18 protein-coding genes are annotated in these 17,888 nt (G+C 73.4%); 12 read left to right on the top strand and 6 right to left on the bottom strand.

What is annotated here, in order from left to right; translation table 11 throughout:
* Window positions 1-91 precede the first annotated feature (91 nt).
* Window positions 92-868, bottom strand: coding sequence for an AraC family transcriptional regulator (locus ACFWA9_RS12035; protein ID WP_380386007.1), 777 nt, complete (start codon window positions 866-868; stop codon window positions 92-94).
* 55 nt (window positions 869-923) lie between these two features.
* Here ACFWA9_RS12035 and ACFWA9_RS12040 point away from each other — a divergent pair, with 55 nt between their 5' ends.
* Window positions 924-2,240 carry an MFS transporter gene (locus ACFWA9_RS12040; protein ID WP_380386010.1) on the top strand — a complete coding sequence of 439 codons (1,317 nt, stop codon included), beginning with the start codon at window positions 924-926 and terminating at the stop codon, window positions 2,238-2,240.
* A gap of 69 nt (window positions 2,241-2,309) precedes the next feature.
* On the opposite strand, the gene ACFWA9_RS12045 is transcribed toward ACFWA9_RS12040, so the two are convergent.
* Window positions 2,310-2,819, bottom strand: coding sequence for a methylated-DNA--[protein]-cysteine S-methyltransferase (locus ACFWA9_RS12045; RefSeq protein ID WP_380386013.1), 510 nt, complete (start codon window positions 2,817-2,819; stop codon window positions 2,310-2,312).
* Complete coding sequence (locus ACFWA9_RS12050) at window positions 2,816-4,336, bottom strand: DNA-3-methyladenine glycosylase 2 family protein (protein WP_380386016.1); 1,521 nt, start codon at window positions 4,334-4,336, stop codon at window positions 2,816-2,818. Before ACFWA9_RS12050 ends, ACFWA9_RS12045 begins: the two co-directional genes overlap by 4 nt.
* Window positions 4,337-4,594: 258 nt before the next feature.
* Here ACFWA9_RS12050 and ACFWA9_RS12055 point away from each other — a divergent pair, with 258 nt between their 5' ends.
* Window positions 4,595-4,999, top strand: a complete 405-nt coding sequence (locus tag ACFWA9_RS12055; protein ID WP_380386099.1) for an ASCH domain-containing protein — start codon at window positions 4,595-4,597, stop codon at window positions 4,997-4,999.
* Between the two features lie 69 nt (window positions 5,000-5,068).
* Here the strand turns inward: ACFWA9_RS12055 and ACFWA9_RS12060 are convergent, their stop codons facing one another.
* The 3 genes from ACFWA9_RS12060 to ACFWA9_RS12070 form a co-directional block, all read right to left on the bottom strand.
* Window positions 5,069-5,650, bottom strand: coding sequence for a YdeI family protein (locus tag ACFWA9_RS12060; RefSeq protein ID WP_380386019.1), 582 nt, complete (start codon window positions 5,648-5,650; stop codon window positions 5,069-5,071).
* Between the two features lie 76 nt (window positions 5,651-5,726).
* Window positions 5,727-6,848: a ribosome small subunit-dependent GTPase A gene (gene rsgA, locus ACFWA9_RS12065; protein WP_380386022.1), complete on the bottom strand. Its 1,122-nt coding sequence runs from the start codon at window positions 6,846-6,848 to the stop codon at window positions 5,727-5,729.
* Between the two features lie 319 nt (window positions 6,849-7,167).
* Window positions 7,168-8,454: a YihY/virulence factor BrkB family protein gene (locus tag ACFWA9_RS12070; RefSeq protein ID WP_380386025.1), complete on the bottom strand. Its 1,287-nt coding sequence runs from the start codon at window positions 8,452-8,454 to the stop codon at window positions 7,168-7,170.
* A gap of 177 nt (window positions 8,455-8,631) precedes the next feature.
* Here ACFWA9_RS12070 and ACFWA9_RS12075 point away from each other — a divergent pair, with 177 nt between their 5' ends.
* The 10 genes from ACFWA9_RS12075 to ACFWA9_RS12120 all read left to right on the top strand — a co-directional run bounded on the left by ACFWA9_RS12075 (window position 8,632) and on the right by ACFWA9_RS12120 (window position 17,888).
* Complete coding sequence (locus tag ACFWA9_RS12075; protein ID WP_329492070.1) at window positions 8,632-8,715, top strand: putative leader peptide; 84 nt, start codon at window positions 8,632-8,634, stop codon at window positions 8,713-8,715.
* A 198-nt stretch (window positions 8,716-8,913) separates the two neighbouring features.
* Complete coding sequence (locus ACFWA9_RS12080; protein ID WP_359802362.1) at window positions 8,914-10,638, top strand: nitrite/sulfite reductase; 1,725 nt, start codon at window positions 8,914-8,916, stop codon at window positions 10,636-10,638.
* 73 nt (window positions 10,639-10,711) lie between these two features.
* Window positions 10,712-10,909 (top strand): hypothetical protein, encoded by a 198-nt coding sequence (locus ACFWA9_RS12085; RefSeq protein WP_329487146.1) that lies wholly within the window; start codon window positions 10,712-10,714, stop codon window positions 10,907-10,909.
* The gene (locus ACFWA9_RS12090) at window positions 10,890-11,591 is read left to right on the top strand and encodes a phosphoadenylyl-sulfate reductase (RefSeq protein WP_359802364.1); all 702 of its coding nucleotides are present in this window, start codon (window positions 10,890-10,892) and stop codon (window positions 11,589-11,591) included. Before ACFWA9_RS12085 ends, ACFWA9_RS12090 begins: the two co-directional genes overlap by 20 nt.
* 73 nt (window positions 11,592-11,664) lie before the next feature.
* Complete coding sequence (cysC, locus tag ACFWA9_RS12095; protein WP_352290394.1) at window positions 11,665-12,246, top strand: adenylyl-sulfate kinase; 582 nt, start codon at window positions 11,665-11,667, stop codon at window positions 12,244-12,246.
* Entirely contained in the window at window positions 12,243-13,181 is a 939-nt protein-coding gene (cysD, locus tag ACFWA9_RS12100) for a sulfate adenylyltransferase subunit CysD (protein WP_352290311.1), read from the top strand. Before cysC ends, cysD begins: the two co-directional genes overlap by 4 nt.
* The gene (locus tag ACFWA9_RS12105) at window positions 13,182-14,507 is read left to right on the top strand and encodes a GTP-binding protein (protein WP_352290309.1); all 1,326 of its coding nucleotides are present in this window, start codon (window positions 13,182-13,184) and stop codon (window positions 14,505-14,507) included.
* A 268-nt stretch (window positions 14,508-14,775) separates the two neighbouring features.
* Window positions 14,776-15,948 carry an aliphatic sulfonate ABC transporter substrate-binding protein gene (locus ACFWA9_RS12110; RefSeq protein ID WP_380386030.1) on the top strand — a complete coding sequence of 391 codons (1,173 nt, stop codon included), beginning with the start codon at window positions 14,776-14,778 and terminating at the stop codon, window positions 15,946-15,948.
* A gap of 247 nt (window positions 15,949-16,195) precedes the next feature.
* Window positions 16,196-16,999 carry an ABC transporter ATP-binding protein gene (locus tag ACFWA9_RS12115; protein WP_329487151.1) on the top strand — a complete coding sequence of 268 codons (804 nt, stop codon included), beginning with the start codon at window positions 16,196-16,198 and terminating at the stop codon, window positions 16,997-16,999.
* Entirely contained in the window at window positions 16,986-17,888 is a 903-nt protein-coding gene (locus ACFWA9_RS12120; RefSeq protein ID WP_380386033.1) for an ABC transporter permease, read from the top strand. The genes ACFWA9_RS12115 and ACFWA9_RS12120 overlap by 14 nt, the downstream gene beginning before the upstream one ends.

Genomic DNA, 17,888 nt, shown 5'->3' on the forward strand with positions numbered 1-17,888 from the left:
GAAAGCTACACGGCCGGCCTCCATCTACGCGGATCGATCATGTGGTTGAAGTCCCTGACCTCAACCACATGATCCGAACCTTGAACAGCTCCTAGCCCCGCCCGCCGGGGAGTTGACGGGTGCGGTAACGGCCGGGGGTCTCACCGACGAGAGCGGCGAAAGCCTCGATGAAGGTCGTCGGATTGGCCCAGCCGCAGGCGAGAGCGGTCTCGGTGACGGACTTCCCCGCGGCGAGCCGGGTGAGCGCGTGGTGGACGCGGAGCTGAGTGCGCCACTGGTGGAAACTCATCCGCAGCTCCTGCCCGAAGAGCCGGCTGAGCGTGCGCTCACTCGCCCCGACCCGGGTCCCGAGCTCGGCGAGCGTCTGCTGGTTGGCCGGGTCGGCGTAGAGGATGCCGGTCAGCGCCCGGAGCCGGTCGTCGGCCGGCTCGGGCAGGTGCAGCGGCTGCTCGGGCGCCAGGGCGAGCTCGTCGACGACGACGGCGTGCAGCCGGTCGACCGCCTCCGGCGCCCGCTCGCCGGCGGCAGCCTCCTCGGCCGTGAGGGCGAGCAGGGCTTCGCGGGCGAGCCCGGAGACGCTGAGCACGGCCGGGCGCGCGGGCAGCCGGGCGGCGAGCGCGTCGACCAGGAACAGAATCCGCATGTCCGCGTTGCCGTGCGCGGTGTGGTGGTGCTCGAAGGCCGCGGGAGTCCACGCCACCCGGGTCGGCGGGGCGATCCACGTGCCCCCGACGGTGGTCACGGACAGCACGCCGGTGGCCGGATAGACCAGGTGACCGCGGTCGTGGGCATGGACGGGCAGCCGCTGCCCGTGCGCCAGGGCGATGCGGCCGCGTTCCGCGGGATCGAGATGGCGGGTTTCCCTCATAGCTTGGCATCCTATCGGTGGCCCGCCATGCCGGCTCCACCCGAGAGTGGACGGCATGACCAGCCCAGTGACCCATCAGGCCCCAGCGGCCCATCAGGCCCCGGCGGCCCATCGGGCCCCAGCGGCCCAGCCGTCGGCGTCCCGGCAGCCGTCCCTCCCCGGACCGGCCGGAGCACGCGCCGTACAAGCCGCTCTCGCGTTCAGCCTGGCCGCGCTGAACCTGCGCATCGCCGTCGCGTCCCTGTCCCCCGTCCTCGCGGAGGTCGAGCACGACGAACACCTCTCGTCCTTCGGCGCCGGAGCCCTCTCGACGGTGCCGGTCGTCTGCTTCGGGGCGTTCGCGTTCCTCGCGCCCCGACTCACCCGCCGCTTCGGCCCCCACCACCTGCTCTGGTACGCGCTGCTCGCGCTGGCCGGCGGCATCGTGCTGCGCTCCGTCCCGGGAGTGCCCGCCCTGTTCGGCGGGACCCTGATCGCCGGGGTGGCGATCGCGGTCGGCAACGTCCTCATGCCGCAGCTCATCAAGCACGACTTCGCCGGCCGCGCCGGGCTGATGCTCGGCTGCTACTCCCTGGCCCTGTCCGGCGGAGCCGCGCTCGCCGCGGGCCTGGTCGTCCCGCTCGCGTCGGCCACCGGCTGGGGCTGGCGGCCGGTGCTCGCGCTGTGGGCGGTACCCGCCCTCCTGGCCGCTCTCGCCTGGCTTCCCGAACTGCTCGTGCCGGACCGGCGTTCCGCGAGCCGCCGGCGACCGGAGCCGGTGCAGCGGGGAGGAGCCGATACCGCCGCACCCGGGTCGCTGTGGCGCGACCGGACCGCCTGGGCGGTGACCCTGTACATGGGTCTGCAGTCCCTCGGCTACTACGCGATCCTCTCCTGGCTGCCGACGCTCCTGCGGGACCACGGCATGAGCGACAGCGAGGCCGGCTGGATGCTCTCCTTCTCCAGCTTCCCCGGGATGGCCGCGTCCTTCGCGGCCCCCTGGCTGCAGCACCGTCTGCGCCCGGCCTTCGTCCCGCCCCTGGCGGCGTCCCTGCTGTGCGCCACCGGCTTCGTCGGCCTGCTCACGTCCCCCGTGTCAGGCGCCTACCTCTGGATGACCGCGCTCGGGCTGGGCCAGGGCCTCGCCGTCGGTCTCGCCCTCGGCTACATCGTCGCCCGCTCGCCCGACGCGCACCACACCGGCCGGCTCTCGACCATGGCCCAGGGGATCGGCTACCTCATCGCCTGCCTCGGCCCGCTCGGTCTCGGCCTGCTGCACTCCGCGAGCGGGGGATGGTCGCTGCCGGTCGCCGTGCTGCTCGCCGTGCTCGTCGCCCAGACCGTCGCGGCCTTCGGCGCGAGCCGTGACCGCCACGTCCTGGCGTCCTCCTGACGGACCGGAGCGGCCCTCCTGACGGACCGGGCCCGGCGGGGACCACGCCGGGCGCGGTCCCCGCCGGGCTCAGAACAGCGTGCCGCCCTCCAGCTCCAGCAGCCAGCGCTTGCGGTCCACCCCGGCGGCGAAGCCGGTGAGGGAGCCGCTGGCCCCGATCACGCGGTGGCAGGGCCGGACGATCAGCAGCGGGTTGGCCCCCACGGCGCCGCCCACCGCGCGGACCGCGTTCGGCGAGGCACCGGCCAGCTCGGCGAGCCGGCCGTAGGTGACCGTCTCGCCGTACGGGATGTCGTCCAGCGCCGCCCAGACGCTGCGGCGGAAGTCGGTCCCGACCGGGGCCAGCGGGAGGTCGAAGGCGGTGCGCTCACCGGCGAAGTAGGCGGTGAGCTGGGCGACCGGCTCGACCAGCGCGTCCGGGTCGTGGACCCAGTGGTCGGCGGGCTCGGCCAGCGCGTACTTCTGGCCGGGGGCGGTGACGGTGGCCAGCTCGGCCGGTCCGCCGTCCGTCGGCAGGACGCCGCTGAGCAGCAGCCGGCCGAACGGGCTCTCCATGAAGGTGAAGACGGTGGTGCTCATGCTCGGGTGTTCTCCGTTCCAGTGCTGAGGTCACTCGCGGCGCCCGCCCAGAGCCGGTGGACGGCGTAGGAGCGCCAGGGGGCCCAGGCCTCGGCGGCGCGGTCGGCGGATCTCGGGTCGCCGGGGGCGCCGAGCCGGACGAGGCCGTGGCGCACGCCGACGTCGCTCGGCAGGAAGACGTCCGGGTCGGCGAGGGCCCGCATCCGCAGGTAGCCGACGGTCCAGGGGCCGATGCCGGGGAGGGCGAGCAGCTGCGCCGCCGCCTCCTCCCGGTCGACGCCCCCGTCCAGCCGGACGACGCCCTCGGCCAGCGCCGCGCAGAGACCGGTGAGCGCCCGGCGGCGGGCGGCCGGCATCGCGAATTCCTCGGGGTCGGCCACCGCCAGGGCGGCCGCGGTCGGGAAGAGCAGCCGCAGCCCGCCGTTCGGCTCCGGCAGGACTGCGCCGTACTTCTCGGCGAGCCGCCCGGCCAGGGTGCGGGCCGCGCCGACGGTGATCTGCTGGCCGAGGACGGCGCGGACCGCCAGCTCGTGCGGGTCGACGTGACCGGGCGAGCGCAGCCCGGGGCGGGCGCGGACCAGCGCGCCGAGCACCGGGTCGGTGCCGAGCCGGCCGTCCACCGCGTCCGGGTCGGCGTCCAGGTCGAACAGGATCCGCAGCCGCTGGACGGCGGTCGGCAGGTCCCGCAGGTCGGTCAGGAAGAGGCGGCAGTCCAGCCAGCCGCGGGTCCGGGGTTCGTCGGCCGCCAGCCCGTCCACCTCGGCGATGCCGTGGCCGTACGGAAGCGTGAGGGTGCGGCGGTAGGTGCGCAGGCCCGGGCGCGGGCCGGGGATTACCTCCTCCACCCCGGGCACGGCGCGCAGGGCCAGGAAGCCGATCAGGTGGTCGCTGTCCAGCGCGCCCCGGTAGGCCAGCCGCAGGGTGAGGCCGCCGGCCGGGGTCGCGGTGCGCCGCCCCGCCGCGACCTCGGCGCGCAGCCCGCTGGGGGTGCGGTCGTAGACCTCGCGGACGGTGTCGTTGAACTGCCGGACGGAGGCGAACCCGGCCGCGAAGGCGATCTCGGTGACCGGCAGCTCGGTGGTCTGCAGCAGCAGCCGGGCGGTCTGGGCGCGCCGAGCGCGGGCCAGCGCGATCGGCCCGGCGCCGAGTTCGGCGGTGAGCTGGCGCTGAAGCTGGCGGGAGCTGTAGCCGAGGCGGTGGGCCAGACCGGCGACGCCCTCCCGGTCCACGATGCCGTCGCCGATCAGCCGCATCGCCCGGCCGACCAGGTCGGCGCGGTGGTTCCACTCGGGCGAGCCGGGCACCGCGTCGGGGCGGCAGCGCCGGCAGGCGCGGAAGCCCGCGCCCTGGGCGGCGGCGGCGCTGGGGTAGAAGGTGCAGTTGACGCGCTTGGGGGTCACGGCGGGGCAGCTCGGCCGGCAGTAGATGCCGGTCGAGGTGACGGCCGTGAAGAAGACGCCGTCGAAGCGGGAGTCCCTGCTGTCCACGGCTCGGTACCGGATGTCGTCGTCAATCACGCTGTCCAGTCTGCGGCACTCGGCGGGGTGGGACTGGCGGGAATCGGACATGGGCGTGCGGGTCCGCCGGAGCGGCTTTCCGGCCGCTCGCCCGCGCCGGGAAAACCACGAGCCGGGCGGCCGGGCCCGCGGCTACCCTGGCCGGGCCGGGCACCCGATCCGCCCGACCGACTGACCCTTTCTCCCGGCGACCAGGAGCCTCCCGTGACCGAGCAGCCGTACACCGGCCCGGACGATCCCCGGGTCACCGCGCTGCGGGTGGAGCAGTTCGCCTTCCCCGGGCCACTGCGCGACCGCCTGGTCGCGGCCGTCGTCAGCGGCGCCAAGACCAGCACCACCGGCCTGCTCGCCGCGTACGAGCACGAGCGCGAACCGCTGCCGAGGGTGGGCGTCCGCTCGGCGGTGATCGACTCGGACGGCCGGGCGGTGGCGGTGACCGAGACCACGGACGTCCGGGTCGTCCCGCTCGCGGAGGTCGACCTGCGGCACGCCGTGGACGAGGGCGAGGGCTTCACCACGGTGGCCGCGTGGCGTGCGGGCCACGAGGACTTCTGGCACAGCGAGGAGCTGCGGGCGGCGCTGGGCGATCCCGGCTTCACCGTCGACGACTCCACTCCCGTGGTGCTGGAGCGGTTCCGCGTGGTGGCCGACCTCCTGCGCTGACGGAGCTCCGAGCGGCCGTCGACGCCGGCCGCTCGGGGCCGCCCCGCCCCGCACACCGCCCGCCGCCCGCTACGCCGCCGGGCCGCCGTCGCCCGTCAGCCGCCGCAGGGCCCGGTCGAGCCTGTCCCGCCGGGCCCGCGGGGTGAGCGCCTGGAGCAGCGGGAGGACGAGCCGGTAGCGCGCCGTCCGGTCGAGCGCCTCGAACGCCCGCCGGGCCCGCGGGTCCGCCTCCAGCGCCGCCGCCAGCTCCGGGGGCACCGTCGCGGCCCGCTGCGAGGCGTAGGCCGCCGCCCACCGGCCGTCCGCCTGGGCGCGGCGCACCTCGGCGAGCCCGGGCTCGCGCATCCGGCCCTCGGCCGTCAGGACCGCCACCCGGTCGACGTTCACCTGCGACCAGAGGCTCCTGGGCCGGCGCGGTACGTACTTCTGCAGGTAGTGCCGCTCGTCGAGCGCGCGGCGCTGCCCGGAGATCCAGCCGTAGCAGAGGCCGATGTCGACCAGTTCGTCGTCGGTGACCGACGCGATGCCGGACTTCCGCCTGGCCATCCTGATCCACACGCCTTCGTGGCGCGGGTGGTTGGCGGCCAGCCAGTCCTCGAAGGCCCGGGCGTCCGCGAAGGCGAGGACCTCCACCCCGTCGATCTCGTCCACGCGGTCGAGCGTAGCGGCGCGCGCCCGGCGGGGCGACGGGCCGCCGTAGCGCGCCCGCCGCCCCGCCGGTCCGCCGTCACCGCTTGACGACGCCCCGGGCGCGCACCGACTTGGTGATGGTCTTCCACTTCTTCAGCCGGGCCGAGGCCAGCCGGGCGTCCGAACGGGAGGCGATCCACTCGCTCTCGCGCTGGAGCTTGAGGTAGCTGTCCATCCGCCGCTGCGGGAGCGTGCCGTCCTCCAGCGCGGCCCGCACCGCGCAGCCGGGCTCGGTGTGGTGGCCGCAGTCGTGGAAGCGGCAACCCTCGGCCAGCTCCTCGATGTCGGAGAAGGCCATCGCCACGCCCTCGCCGCCGTAGAGGCCGACCTCGCGCAGGCCGGGCGTGTCGATCAGCACGCCGCCGCCGGGCAGCGGGATCAGCTCACGGGTGGTCGTGGTGTGACGGCCCTTCTGGTCGACCGCCCGGGCCTGCTGAACGGTCATCACCTCGGCACCGGCCAGCACGTTGGTGAGCGTGGACTTGCCGACGCCGGACTGGCCGATCACGGCGGTGGTGCCGGGCGTGCAGGCGCGCAGCACGTCCACCCCCTCGCCGGTCTCGGCGCTGACCACCAGCACCGTGACGCCGGGGGCGATGGCCTCGACGTCGGCCCGGATGAAGTCGGCGTCGTCCACCAGGTCGGCCTTGGTGAGGACGACCACCGGATCGGCGCCGGACTCCCAGGCCAGGGCCAGGAAGCGCTCGATCCGGCCCAGGTCGGGCTCGGCGGCGAGCGAGGCGGCGATCAGGACGGTGTCGACGTTGGCCGCCAGCACCTGGCCGTCCGAACGCTTGCCGGCCACCTTGCGGATGATCGCGGTGGAGCGCGGCAGCAGCGCCGCGACGGCCGGCATCGGCTGGGCCGCGAGGTCCACGGCCGCCCAGTCGCCGGTGCAGGGACAGTTGATCATGTCGACGTCGCCGACCGACCGGGTGTCGGCCCGGACGGTGCGCGGCTCGCCGGTCGACGGGTCGGCCAGGACGACGTCGCACTGGCCGCGGTCCACCCGGACGATCCGGGCGGGCGTCAGCCCGGCCTCGGCGAGCGGGGCGAAGAGCTCCGCGGACTCGGCCGTCCAGCCGTAGTCGGCCAGCGGGACGTCACAGGAGTCGGAATCGGAGGAGAGGAGGGACGAAACGGAGGCAGCGTTGAACAACGCAGTGGGCCCTTCGGGAGGAGAGTGATCCCGCCGGGCTACGGCTGCGCGCGCGAAGGCGGCGTCAGCCGGCGGCCGGGAGGGAGAGGTGGTGGGTGCGAGCGCTGCCCAGGGCAGCCGTGACGGCAAAGACGGTCACAAGGCTCACCTCGCTTCTCTTCTCCGTGGACCGGTACAGCGGTCCCCTCAAACCGAACTGGTCACACCGTAGCGGCCGCCTCCGGCGCTGCCAACCGGTTTTTCACCTGCGCCGATCCGGTCGCCGCCGACCCGGTCGCCGCCGGCCGGCGCCGCGCCGACCGCCCGGCGCCGCGGCGCGTCAGCGCTGGTCCCACGGCGGCCGCGGCGGGTGGCTGGGCAGCGTGCGCTCGGGCGGCGGCGCGGTCGGCCGGTCGCTGTCCGGCGGCGGCGGGGTCGGCCGGTGGTGCGGACCGCTCCGGCTGGTGAGCCGGGCCCGGACGTTGTCGGCGGCGAGCACGTCGGCCCAGCGCTCGGGGTACTCGGAGGGCACGTCGACGTCCTCCCCCTCCTCGGCGTGCTCCTCCTCGGCCCCCTCGGCGAGGCCGAGCTCGCGCGCCCGCCGGGCGCGCTCGGCGGCGCGCCGGGCGGCCACCTCGCGGACCACGGCGGCGGCGGCCTCCTCCTGCGCGCGCTCGTTCTCGGCGCGGGCGTCGGCGGTCTCCAGGGTCGGCCAGCGGCGGTCTATGGCGGCGTTCATCGCGGCGCCGATCAGCACCGCGAGCGCGACCACGAAGATCCAGAGCAGCACGGCCACCGGCGCGGCCAGCGAGCCGTACACCGAGGGGCCCTCGACCGAGCTGACCAGGTACAGCCGCAGTCCGACGCTGCAGAAGACCAGCACCACCAGCGCGACCAGCGCGCCCGGGATGTCCTCCCGCCAGGGCGTCGAGACGGGTACGGCCAGGTGGTACAGGGTGGTGAGGAAGACGATCAGCAACAGGATCGCGGCCGGCCAGTAGAGCGCGTTGACCACGGTCGCGAGGTCCTGGACGGTGTTCTGCACCAGCCCGGGCCCGACCAGCAGCAGCGGCAGGACCAGGGAGCCGATCACCAGGGCGCCGAGGTAGAGGCCGAGCGACATCAGCCGGGTCTTGACGATGCCGCGCTTCCCGTCGAGCCCGTACATCACGGTGATGGTGTCGATGAAGATGTACAGCGCCCGGGACCCGGACCAGAGCGAGAGCAGGAAGCCGATCGAGACCAGGTCCGGGCGGGTGTGCTTGAAGACCTCGTCCAGCAGCGGGATCACCACGTCCTGGATGGACGAGTCCGAGAGGACCGTCCCGGAGGCCTTGAGGATGTCCTGCTTCAGCTTGTCGATCGTGCCCGCGCCGAGGAGGTCGTCCAGGTAGCCGAGGGTGCCGGCCAGGCAGAGCAGCAGCGGCGGGATGGACAGCAGGGTGAAGAACGCCGCCTCCGCCGCGAGCCCGGTGACCCGGTACTCGACGCAGGTGTTGGTGGTGTCCCTGACCAGCGCCCAGGCCGTCGTGCGCCAGGTGGCCTTGGCCGCCCGTCGGGAGCCCTTGCCCCGACGACGGGAGGGCCGCTCCGGGTTCGGTCTCGTCGTTTCGCCTGCTGCTTGCACAGGGCTAACGGTATCGGGCCGGGGCAGGTCCGTTGATCTCCCGTGTCGCGGGCCGTTCGACGGGGGTCCGATTCGGGGAGCGGCGGGAACGTCTCGGCATCTCGGTATGCGAAACCTTTGCGTCCATCATTCGGACGTTAGTGGACCTCGCGTCGTGCTCCGTGCGAATCTCTTGCCATGCCTAGCGCCGGAACCACCCTAGTAGGTCGACTCCACGTCGATCTCCTTCGCGTGTCCAGCGCCATCTGTCCGGTGATCTGAGCCCCACCCCGCCGCCACCCACCGCACCCGGCGCCACCACCCCGCCATCCCCGCCGACGCGGATGCGCAGGCGCCCGCCCGGCCACGGTCACTGCTCTCCCGGCCTTGAGAAACCCGCAGGTCACAGCAGCAGCGCCCGGCCGAGCACGCCCAGCGACCGATCCGGCGTCAGAGCCACCTGCCCCGAAGGACTTCACCATGGCCACCACCCCCGAGACCGCCGAGCCGACGGCCGATCGCGCCGAGGCACGCCGCCCCGCCGCGCCTCGCAAGGTGACCCGCCACCGCGGTGAGGGCCAGTGGGGCATGGGCCACTTCACTCCTCTGAACGCCAACGAGCAGTTCAAGAAGGATGACGACGGTCTCAATGTGCGGACACGTATTGAGACGATCTACTCGCAGCGCGGCTTCGACTCGATCGACCCCGCCGACCTGCGCGGCCGGATGCGCTGGTGGGGCCTCTACACCCAGCGCAAGGAAGGCATCGACGGCGGCAAGACCGCGATCCTGGACCCGCACGAGCTGGACGCCGAGTACTTCATGCTCCGCGTCCGCATCGACGGCGGCCGGCTGACCGTCGCCCAGCTCAAGGCGATCGCCGAGGTCTCCGAGCTCTACGGCCGGAACACCGCCGACCTGACCGACCGGCAGAACGTCCAGTACCACTGGATCCGGATCGAGGACGTCCCCGCGATCTGGCAGAAGCTGGAGGCCGTCGGCCTGTCCACCACCGAGGCCTGCGGCGACACCCCGCGCGTCATCCTCGGCTCCCCGGTGGCCGGCATCGCCGAGGACGAGATCATCGACGGCACCTCCGCCATCGAGGAGATCCAGCGCCGCTTCATCGGCAACAAGGACTTCTCCAACCTGCCGCGCAAGTTCAAGTCCGCCGTCTCCGGCTCCCCGCTGCTGGACGTCGCGCACGAGATCAACGACGTCGCCTTCGTCGGCGTCGAGCACCCCGAGCACGGCCCCGGCTTCGACCTCTGGGTCGGCGGCGGCCTCTCCACCAACCCCAAGCTCGGCGTCCGCCTGGGCGCCTGGGTCCCGCTCGACGAGGTCGCGGACGTCTACGGCGGCGTCATCGGCATCTTCCGCGACTACGGCTACCGCCGGCTGCGCAACCGCGCCCGGCTGAAGTTCCTGGTCGCCGACTGGGGCGTGCAGAAGTTCCGCCAGGTCCTGGAGGACGAGTACCTCAAGTACCAGCTGGTGGACGGCCCCGCGCCGAAGGAGCCCGCCGGCCGCTGGCGCGACCACGTCGGCGTGCACCGGCAGAAGGACGGCAACTACTACGTCGGCTTCGCGCCGCGGGTCGGCCGGGTCGACGGCGCCCTGCTCGGGCGGATCGCCGACCTCGCCGCCGCCCACGGCAGCGACCGGCTGCGCACCACCGCCGAGCAGAAGATGCTCGTCCTCGACATCGCCGAGGACCGGGTCGAGTCGCTGGTGGCCGGCCTGGAGGCGCTGGACCTGCGGGTCACCCCCTCGCCCTTCCGCCGCGGCACCATGGCCTGCACCGGCATCGAGTACTGCAAGCTCGCCATCGTCGAGACCAAGGAGCGCGGCCGCACGCTCATCGACGAGCTGGAGAAGCGCCTGCCGGACTTCGAGGAGCCGCTGACCATCAACATCAACGGCTGCCCGAACGCCTGCGCCCGCATCCAGGTCGCCGACATCGGCCTCAAGGGCCAGCTGGTGACCGACACCGACGGCCGGCAGGTCGAGGGCTACCAGGTGCACCTGGGCGGCGCGCTCGGCCTGGAGGCCGGCTTCGGCCGCAAGGTCCGCGGCCTCAAGGTCACCAAGGACGGCCTGCCGGACTACGTCGAGCGGGTGCTGACGCGCTACCAGGCCGACCGCGCCGAGGGCGAGCGCTTCGCCCAGTGGGCCGCCCGCGCCAGCGAGGAGCAGCTGTCATGAGTGAGCGCGGCGAGCGAATCATGGGGCAGGGGCGTGTCTCGCGAAGCGGACGCCGAGCGCGGCGAGGTGGGCGATGAGTGAGCGGGCGGCACCGTTCTTCTGCCCGTACTGCGGCGACGAGGACCTGCGCCCCTCCGAGGCCGGGCACGGCGCCTGGGAGTGCCACGGCTGCCGCCGGGCCTTCCAGTTGAAGTTCCTCGGCCTGCTCTCGGCACCCGACAGGACCACGGCGACCGACGGGGGTACGTCACATGACCGGCACGACGACTGACTACGAGGCGATCGCGACCGCCGCCGGCCGCGAGCTGGAGGAGGCGACCCCCCAGGAGATCCTGGCCTGGGCCGCCGACACCTTCGGCGCGCGGTTCTGCGTCACCTCCTCGATGGAGGACGCGGTCGTCGCCCACCTCGCCTCCTCGGTCCTCCCCGGCGTGGACGTGGTCTTCCTGGACACCGGCTACCACTTCCCCGAGACCATCGGGACCAGGGACGCGGTGGCCGCGGTGATGCCGGTCAACCTCATCACCCTCAAGCCGCTGCAGACGGTCGCCGAGCAGGACGCCCAGTACGGGCCCGCCCTGCACGACCGCGACCCGGACCTCTGCTGCTCGCTGCGCAAGGTCGAACCGCTGAACCGCGGGCTCGGCGGCTACGACGCCTGGGCCACCGGGCTGCGCCGCGACGAGTCGCCCACCCGGGCCGGCACCCCGGTGGTCGCCTGGGACGCCAAGCGCCGCAAGGTCAAGATCGCCCCGATCGCCCGCTGGACGCAGGAGGACGTGGACGCCTACGTCAACGCCAACGGCGTCCTGCTCAACCCGCTGCTGTGGGAGGGCTACACGTCGGTCGGCTGCTCGCCGCTGTCGTGCACCCGCAAGCCCGAGGAGGGCGAGGACGCCAGGGCCGGCCGCTGGTCCGGCTCCGGCAAGACCGAGTGCGGCATCCACCTCTGAGCGAGCCACCGCCCCACCACCGATCCACCGTCACCACCCGTCTGGAGAACCCACCGTGAGCACAGCCACCACCCTGGCCGCCGACGGAGCCGCGGAGGCGGCCCCCGCGGCCGCCCCCTGCGAGCGCGGCGCCACCGTGTGGCTGACCGGGCTCCCGAGTGCGGGCAAGACCACGCTCGCCTTCGCCCTGGCCGAGCGGCTGCGGGCCGAGGGCCACAGGGTCGAGGTCCTGGACGGCGACGAGATCCGCGAGTTCCTCTCCAAGGGCCTCGGCTTCACCCGGGAGGACCGGCACACCAACGTCACCCGGATCGGCTTCGTCGCCGAGAAGCTCGCCGCCAACGGCGTCAAGGTGCTCGCCCCGGTGATCGCCCCCTACGCGGACTCCCGGGCGGCGGTCCGCGAGCGGCACGCCGCCCACGGCACCGGCTTCCTGGAGATCCACGTCGCCACCCCCGTCGAGCTCTGCGCCGAGCGCGACGTCAAGGGCCTGTACGCCAAGCAGGCGGCCGGCGAGCTCTCCGGCCTGACCGGCGTCGACGACCCGTACGAGGCCCCCGTGGACCCGGAGCTGCGGCTCCAGACCCAGGGCCGCGAGGTGGCCGAGAGCGCCGCCGAACTCCACGCCTTCCTGACCGAGAGGGGTCTCGCGTGACCACCGCGACCGACAGCCTGGTCCACACCGACGAGAGCGGCTTCGCGCTGTCCCACCTGGACGCGCTGGAGGCCGAGTCGGTGCACATCTTCCGCGAGGTCGCGGGGGAGTTCGAGCGCCCGGTGATCCTGTTCTCCGGCGGCAAGGACTCCATCGTCATGCTGCACCTGGCGCTCAAGGCCTTCTGGCCGGCCGCCGTCCCGTTCTCGCTGCTGCACGTCGACACCGGCCACAACTTCCCCGAGGTCATCGAGTACCGCGACCGGGTGGCGGCCGAGCACAACCTGCGCCTGCACGTCGCCCACGTCCAGGACTTCATCGACGACGGCCGGCTGCGCGAGCGCCCCGACGGCACCCGCAACCCGCTGCAGACCGTCCCGCTGCTGGACGCCATCGAGCGCAACCGCTTCGACGCCGTCTTCGGCGGCGGCCGCCGCGACGAGGAGAAGGCCCGCGCCAAGGAGCGCGTCTTCTCCCTGCGCGACGAGTTCGGCGCCTGGGACCCGCGCCGCCAGCGCCCCGAGCTCTGGTCGCTGTACAACGGCCGGCACGCGGTCGGCGAGCACGTGCGCGTCTTCCCGCTCTCCAACTGGACCGAGCTGGACGTCTGGCAGTACATCGAGCGCGAGGGCATCGAGCTCCCGGAGATCTACTACGCGCACGAGCGCGACGTCTTCTCCCGCAGCGGCATGTGGCTGACCGCGGGCGAGTGGGGCGGCCCCAAGGAGCACGAGCCGGTCGAGCGGCGCCTGATCCGCTACCGCACGGTCGGCGACATGTCCTGCACCGGCGCCGTCGACTCCGACGCCGCCGACATCGGGGCCGTGATCGCCGAGATCGCCGCCAGCCGCCTCACCGAACGCGGCGCCACCCGGGCCGACGACAAGCTTTCCGAGGCCGCGATGGAAGACCGCAAGCGCGAGGGATACTTCTAAATGAGCACCACCACCCGGACCAGCGCCACCGCCCTGCTGCGCTTCGCCACCGCCGGCTCCGTCGACGACGGCAAGTCCACCCTGGTCGGCCGGCTGCTGCACGACTCCAAGTCGGTGCTCGCCGACCAGCTGGAGGCCGTCGAGCGCGCCTCCCTGAGCCGCGGCCAGGAAGCGCCCGACCTCGCACTGCTCACCGACGGCCTGCGCGCCGAGCGCGAGCAGGGCATCACCATCGACGTCGCGTACCGCTACTTCGCCACCCCCCGCCGGCGGTTCATCCTCGCCGACACCCCCGGGCACGTGCAGTACACCCGCAACATGGTGACCGGCGCCTCCACCGCCGAACTCGCCGTCGTCCTGGTCGACGCCCGCAACGGCGTGGTCGAGCAGACCCGCCGGCACGCCGCCGTCGCCGCGCTGCTGCGGGTGCCGCACGTGGTGCTGGCCGTCAACAAGATGGACCTCGTCGAGTACGCGGAGCCCGTCTTCGCCGCCATCGCCGAGGAGTTCACCGCCTACGCCGCCTCGCTCGGCGTCCGGGACGTGGTCGCGGTCCCGATCTCCGCCCTCGCCGGGGACAACGTGGTCGAGCCGTCCGCCCACATGGACTGGTACGGCGGCCCGACCCTGCTGGAGCACCTGGAGACGGTGCCGGTCGGCAGCGACCCGAGCGTCGAGCCGGCCCGCTTCCCGGTCCAGTACGTGATCCGCCCGCAGAGCGACGAGCACCCCGACTACCGCGGCTACGCGGGCCAGTTGGCCTCCGGCGTGCTGCGGGTCGGCGACCCGGTGACGGTGCTGCCCTCGGGCCACACCACCACCGTCGCCGGCATCGACGCGCTCGGCGCGGAGACCGACCTCGCCTGGGCCCCCCAGTCGGTGACCGTCCGCCTCGCCGACGACATCGACGTCTCCCGCGGCGACCTGATCGCGGCCGGCCCGGTCCCGGTGCCCACCAAGGACATCGAGGCCACCGTCAGCCACCTCAGCGAGCGCCCGCTGCGCGCCGGTGACAAGGTGCTGCTCAAGCACACCACCCGCACCGTGCGCGCGCTGGTCAAGGCGATCTCCTACCGCATCGACATCGACAGCCTCGAACAGCGCTCCGGCGCCCAGGGGCTGGAGGTCAACGACATCGGCCACGTGGTGCTGCGCACCGCCGAGCCGCTGGCCCTCGACGACTACCGCGTGAACCGCCGGACCGGTTCGTTCCTGCTGATCGACCCGGCCGACGGCACCACCCTCACCGCCGGCATGGCGGGCGAGGCCTTCGACACCGTGCGCCCCGACGCGTCCGGCGCACCCGACGAGGAGGACTGGGTCTGATGCCCCGCGAGGCGTTCTCGGGCATGGACAAGGAAGGCGGCCGCATCGGCAGCGGCGTCCTCGGCAGCGGCCAGGGCGGCCTGACCCGATGTGCGGGCCGACAGGGCTGACCGGAGCCCTGTCACCGGGCCGGCCGCTGTCCCACCCCACAGCTGGTGCAGCGCACCGACCCGGCTTGCCCGGCATCCCCCGATGCCGCGAGCACGACCCGACCCTTCCCGCCCGGGACCGTCCCCGCGACGGTCCGCCCGTGAACAGGACTTCGCCCATGGCACCGAACCACGCACTCGCGCCCGCCACCCTCCCCGATCGGCCCACACACCCGGCCGCCGGCCGGATCAGACGCTCCGCCGCGGCCGCCGTCGCCGGCCTCACCGCGGTGGCGCTGCTCTCCGCCTGCGGCTACGGCTCGAAGAGCGAGGACGACAAGCCCGCCGCGGCGGCCGCCGCGGGCGGTTCCGCCTCCGGTGCGAAGCTCTCCGCCGACACGGTCAAGATCGGCTACTTCGCCAACCTGACCCACGGCACCCCGCTGGTCGGGCTCCAGGAGGGCCTCTTCCAGAAGGAGCTCGGGGCCACCCAGATCAAGACCCAGGTCTTCAACGCGGGTCCGGCCGAGATCGAGGCGCTGAACGCCGGCTCCATCGACATCGGCTGGATCGGCCCCTCCCCCGCGATCAACGGCTACAGCCAGTCCAACGGCGAGTCGCTGAAGATCATCAGCGGTTCGGCCTCCGGCGGCGTCAAGCTGGTGGTCAACCCCGAGAAGGTCCAGAGCCTGGACGACCTCAAGGGCAAGAAGATCGCCACCCCGCAGCGCGGCAACACCCAGGACGTGGCGCTGCTCAACTACCTGGCGGGCAAGGGGCTGAAGGTCAACCCCGACACCGGCGCCGGCGACGTCTCGGTGGTGCGGAGCGACAACAAGGTCACCCCGGACGCCTACAGCTCCGGCTCGATCGACGGCGCCTGGGTGCCCGAGCCGACCGCGTCCAAGCTGGTCACGCTCGGTGCGAAGGTCCTGCTCAACGAGAAGGACGTCTGGCCGGACAAGAAGTTCGTGATCACCAACATCATCGTCTCGCAGAAGTTCCTCAAGGAGCACGCCGACGTGGTGGAGGCCGTGCTGCGCGGCTCGGTGAACACCAACACCTTCATCAAGGCCAACTCCGACAAGGCCAAGGCCGACGCCAACGCCGCCATCAAGAAGGAGGCCGGCAACGCCCTGCCGGCCGAGATCCTCGACCCGGCCTGGGCCGACATCGACTTCCTGGACGACCCGCTGGCCGGCACCCTGCAGGCCGAGGCCGACCACGCCGTCACCGCCGGCCTGCTCAAGAAGCCGAACCTGGCCGGGATCTACGACCTGACGCTGCTCAACAAGGTGCTCAAGGAGAAGGGCCAGGCTCCCGTGGCGGACGCCGGGCTCGGCGCCAAGTAGCACCGCGCGGCACCCGCGCCACCCACGGCGCACGGAAGCCCCGCCGCACCCAAGCCCCGAGGTCCGGTTCCCCGCCCGCCCGGTCGATGCCCGATCGATGCCCCCAAAGCACACGGGACGGGCGGGGCCGGACCCCGGCCCCGATTCCTTCGCCACCCGCCCTCCTCGCCCGCCGACCGGCAGGAGGGGCCCATGACCGCCCCCGGCCCCCGGCCGGGAGCTGCCCCCAGATGCAGGAGGTGCCCGGATGACCCCGGCACTGACCACCTCGGACGACGCCGTCGGCGTCGACACCCGCGGCGGCTCGCCCGCCGTCCGGATCTCGCACGTGCACAAGTCCTTCGGCCGCCCGGGTGCCGCCACGCACGTCCTGGACGACATCACGCTCGATGTCGCGCCCGGCGAGTTCGTCACGCTGCTCGGCGCCTCGGGCTGCGGAAAGTCCACCCTGCTCAACCTGGTCGCCGGCCTCGACAAGCCCACCGCGGGCTCGATCGAGGTGACCGGCGGACGCCCCGCCCTGATGTTCCAGGAGCATGCGCTGTTCCCCTGGCTCACCGCCGGCAAGAACATCGAACTCGCGCTCAAGCTCGCCGGCGTGCCCCGCCCCGAGCGCCGCCCCGAGGCCGAGCGGCTGCTCGAACTCGTCCGGCTGGGCGGCTCCTACGGCAAGCGCGTGCACGAGCTCTCCGGCGGCATGCGCCAGCGCGTCGCACTGGCCCGCGCGCTCGCCCAGGGCGCCTCGGTCCTGCTGATGGACGAGCCGTTCGCCGCGCTGGACGCCATCACCCGGGACGTGCTGCACGACGAGATCACCCGGATCTGGGCCGAGCACAAGCTCTCCGTCCTGTTCGTCACGCACAACGTGCGGGAGGCCGTCCGGCTCGCCCAGCGCGTGGTGCTGCTCTCCTCGCGCCCCGGCCGGGTCGCCCGCGAGTGGCGCATCGACCTGCCGCAGCCGCGCCGGATCGAGTCCGCCGGCGTCGCCGACCTGTCCATCGAGATCACCGAAGAACTGCGTGGGGAGATCCGCCGCCATGGCCAGCACTGACAGCACCACCACCCTGGCCAAGGACCGGCCGGCGGACATCGCCGACGTCGGCGCCGGCCTGGACGCGCTGGACGCCGTCCAGGTGCGGCGCGTGCCGCTCGGCGAGATCCTGCGGACGAAGGCGCTGCCGCCGCTGCTCGGGCTGCTGCTCGTGCTGGCGCTCTGGCAGGGCGCCTACAGCCTCGAACTGACCTCCTCCTACAAGCTGCCCAGCCCGGCCGACGTCTGGCGCTCGCTGGTCGAGCTCTGGGAGGCCGGGACGCTGTTCAGCATCATCTGGACGAGCGTCTGGCGCGGTGTCTCCGGCTTCCTGATCGCGGTCGTGATCGGCACCCCGATCGGTCTGCTGGTCGCCCGGGTCAAGCCGGTCCGGGCCGCGCTCGGGCCGGTGCTCTCCGGCCTGCAGTCGCTGCCCTCGGTCGCCTGGGTGCCCGCCGCCGTCATCTGGCTCGGCATCAACGACTCGATGATGTACGCCGTCATCCTGCTCGGCGCCGTCCCCTCCATCGCCAACGGCCTGGTGGCCGGCATCGACCAGGTGCCGCCGCTGTTCCTCCGGGCCGGCCGCACCCTGGGCGCCACCGGCCTGTCGAACGCCCGCCACATCCTGCTGCCGGCCGCCCTCCCCGGCTACCTGGCCGGCCTCAAGCAGGGCTGGGCGTTCTCCTGGCGCTCGCTGATGGCCGCCGAACTCGTCGCCTCCTCCCCCGACCTGGGCCTGGGCCTGGGCCGGTTCCTGGAGAACGAGCGGGAGTCGGCCAGCATGTCCGGCGTCCTCCTCGGCATCATCCTCGTCCTGTTCGTCGGCATCGCCATCGACCTCCTGCTCTTCGCCCCGCTGGAGCGCCGGGTGCTGCGCAACCGGGGCCTGGTGGGCACGGCCCGCTGA

Source organism: Kitasatospora sp. NPDC059973, assembly GCF_042737525.1.
In the GTDB taxonomy this organism is placed as follows: domain Bacteria; phylum Actinomycetota; class Actinomycetes; order Streptomycetales; family Streptomycetaceae; genus Kitasatospora.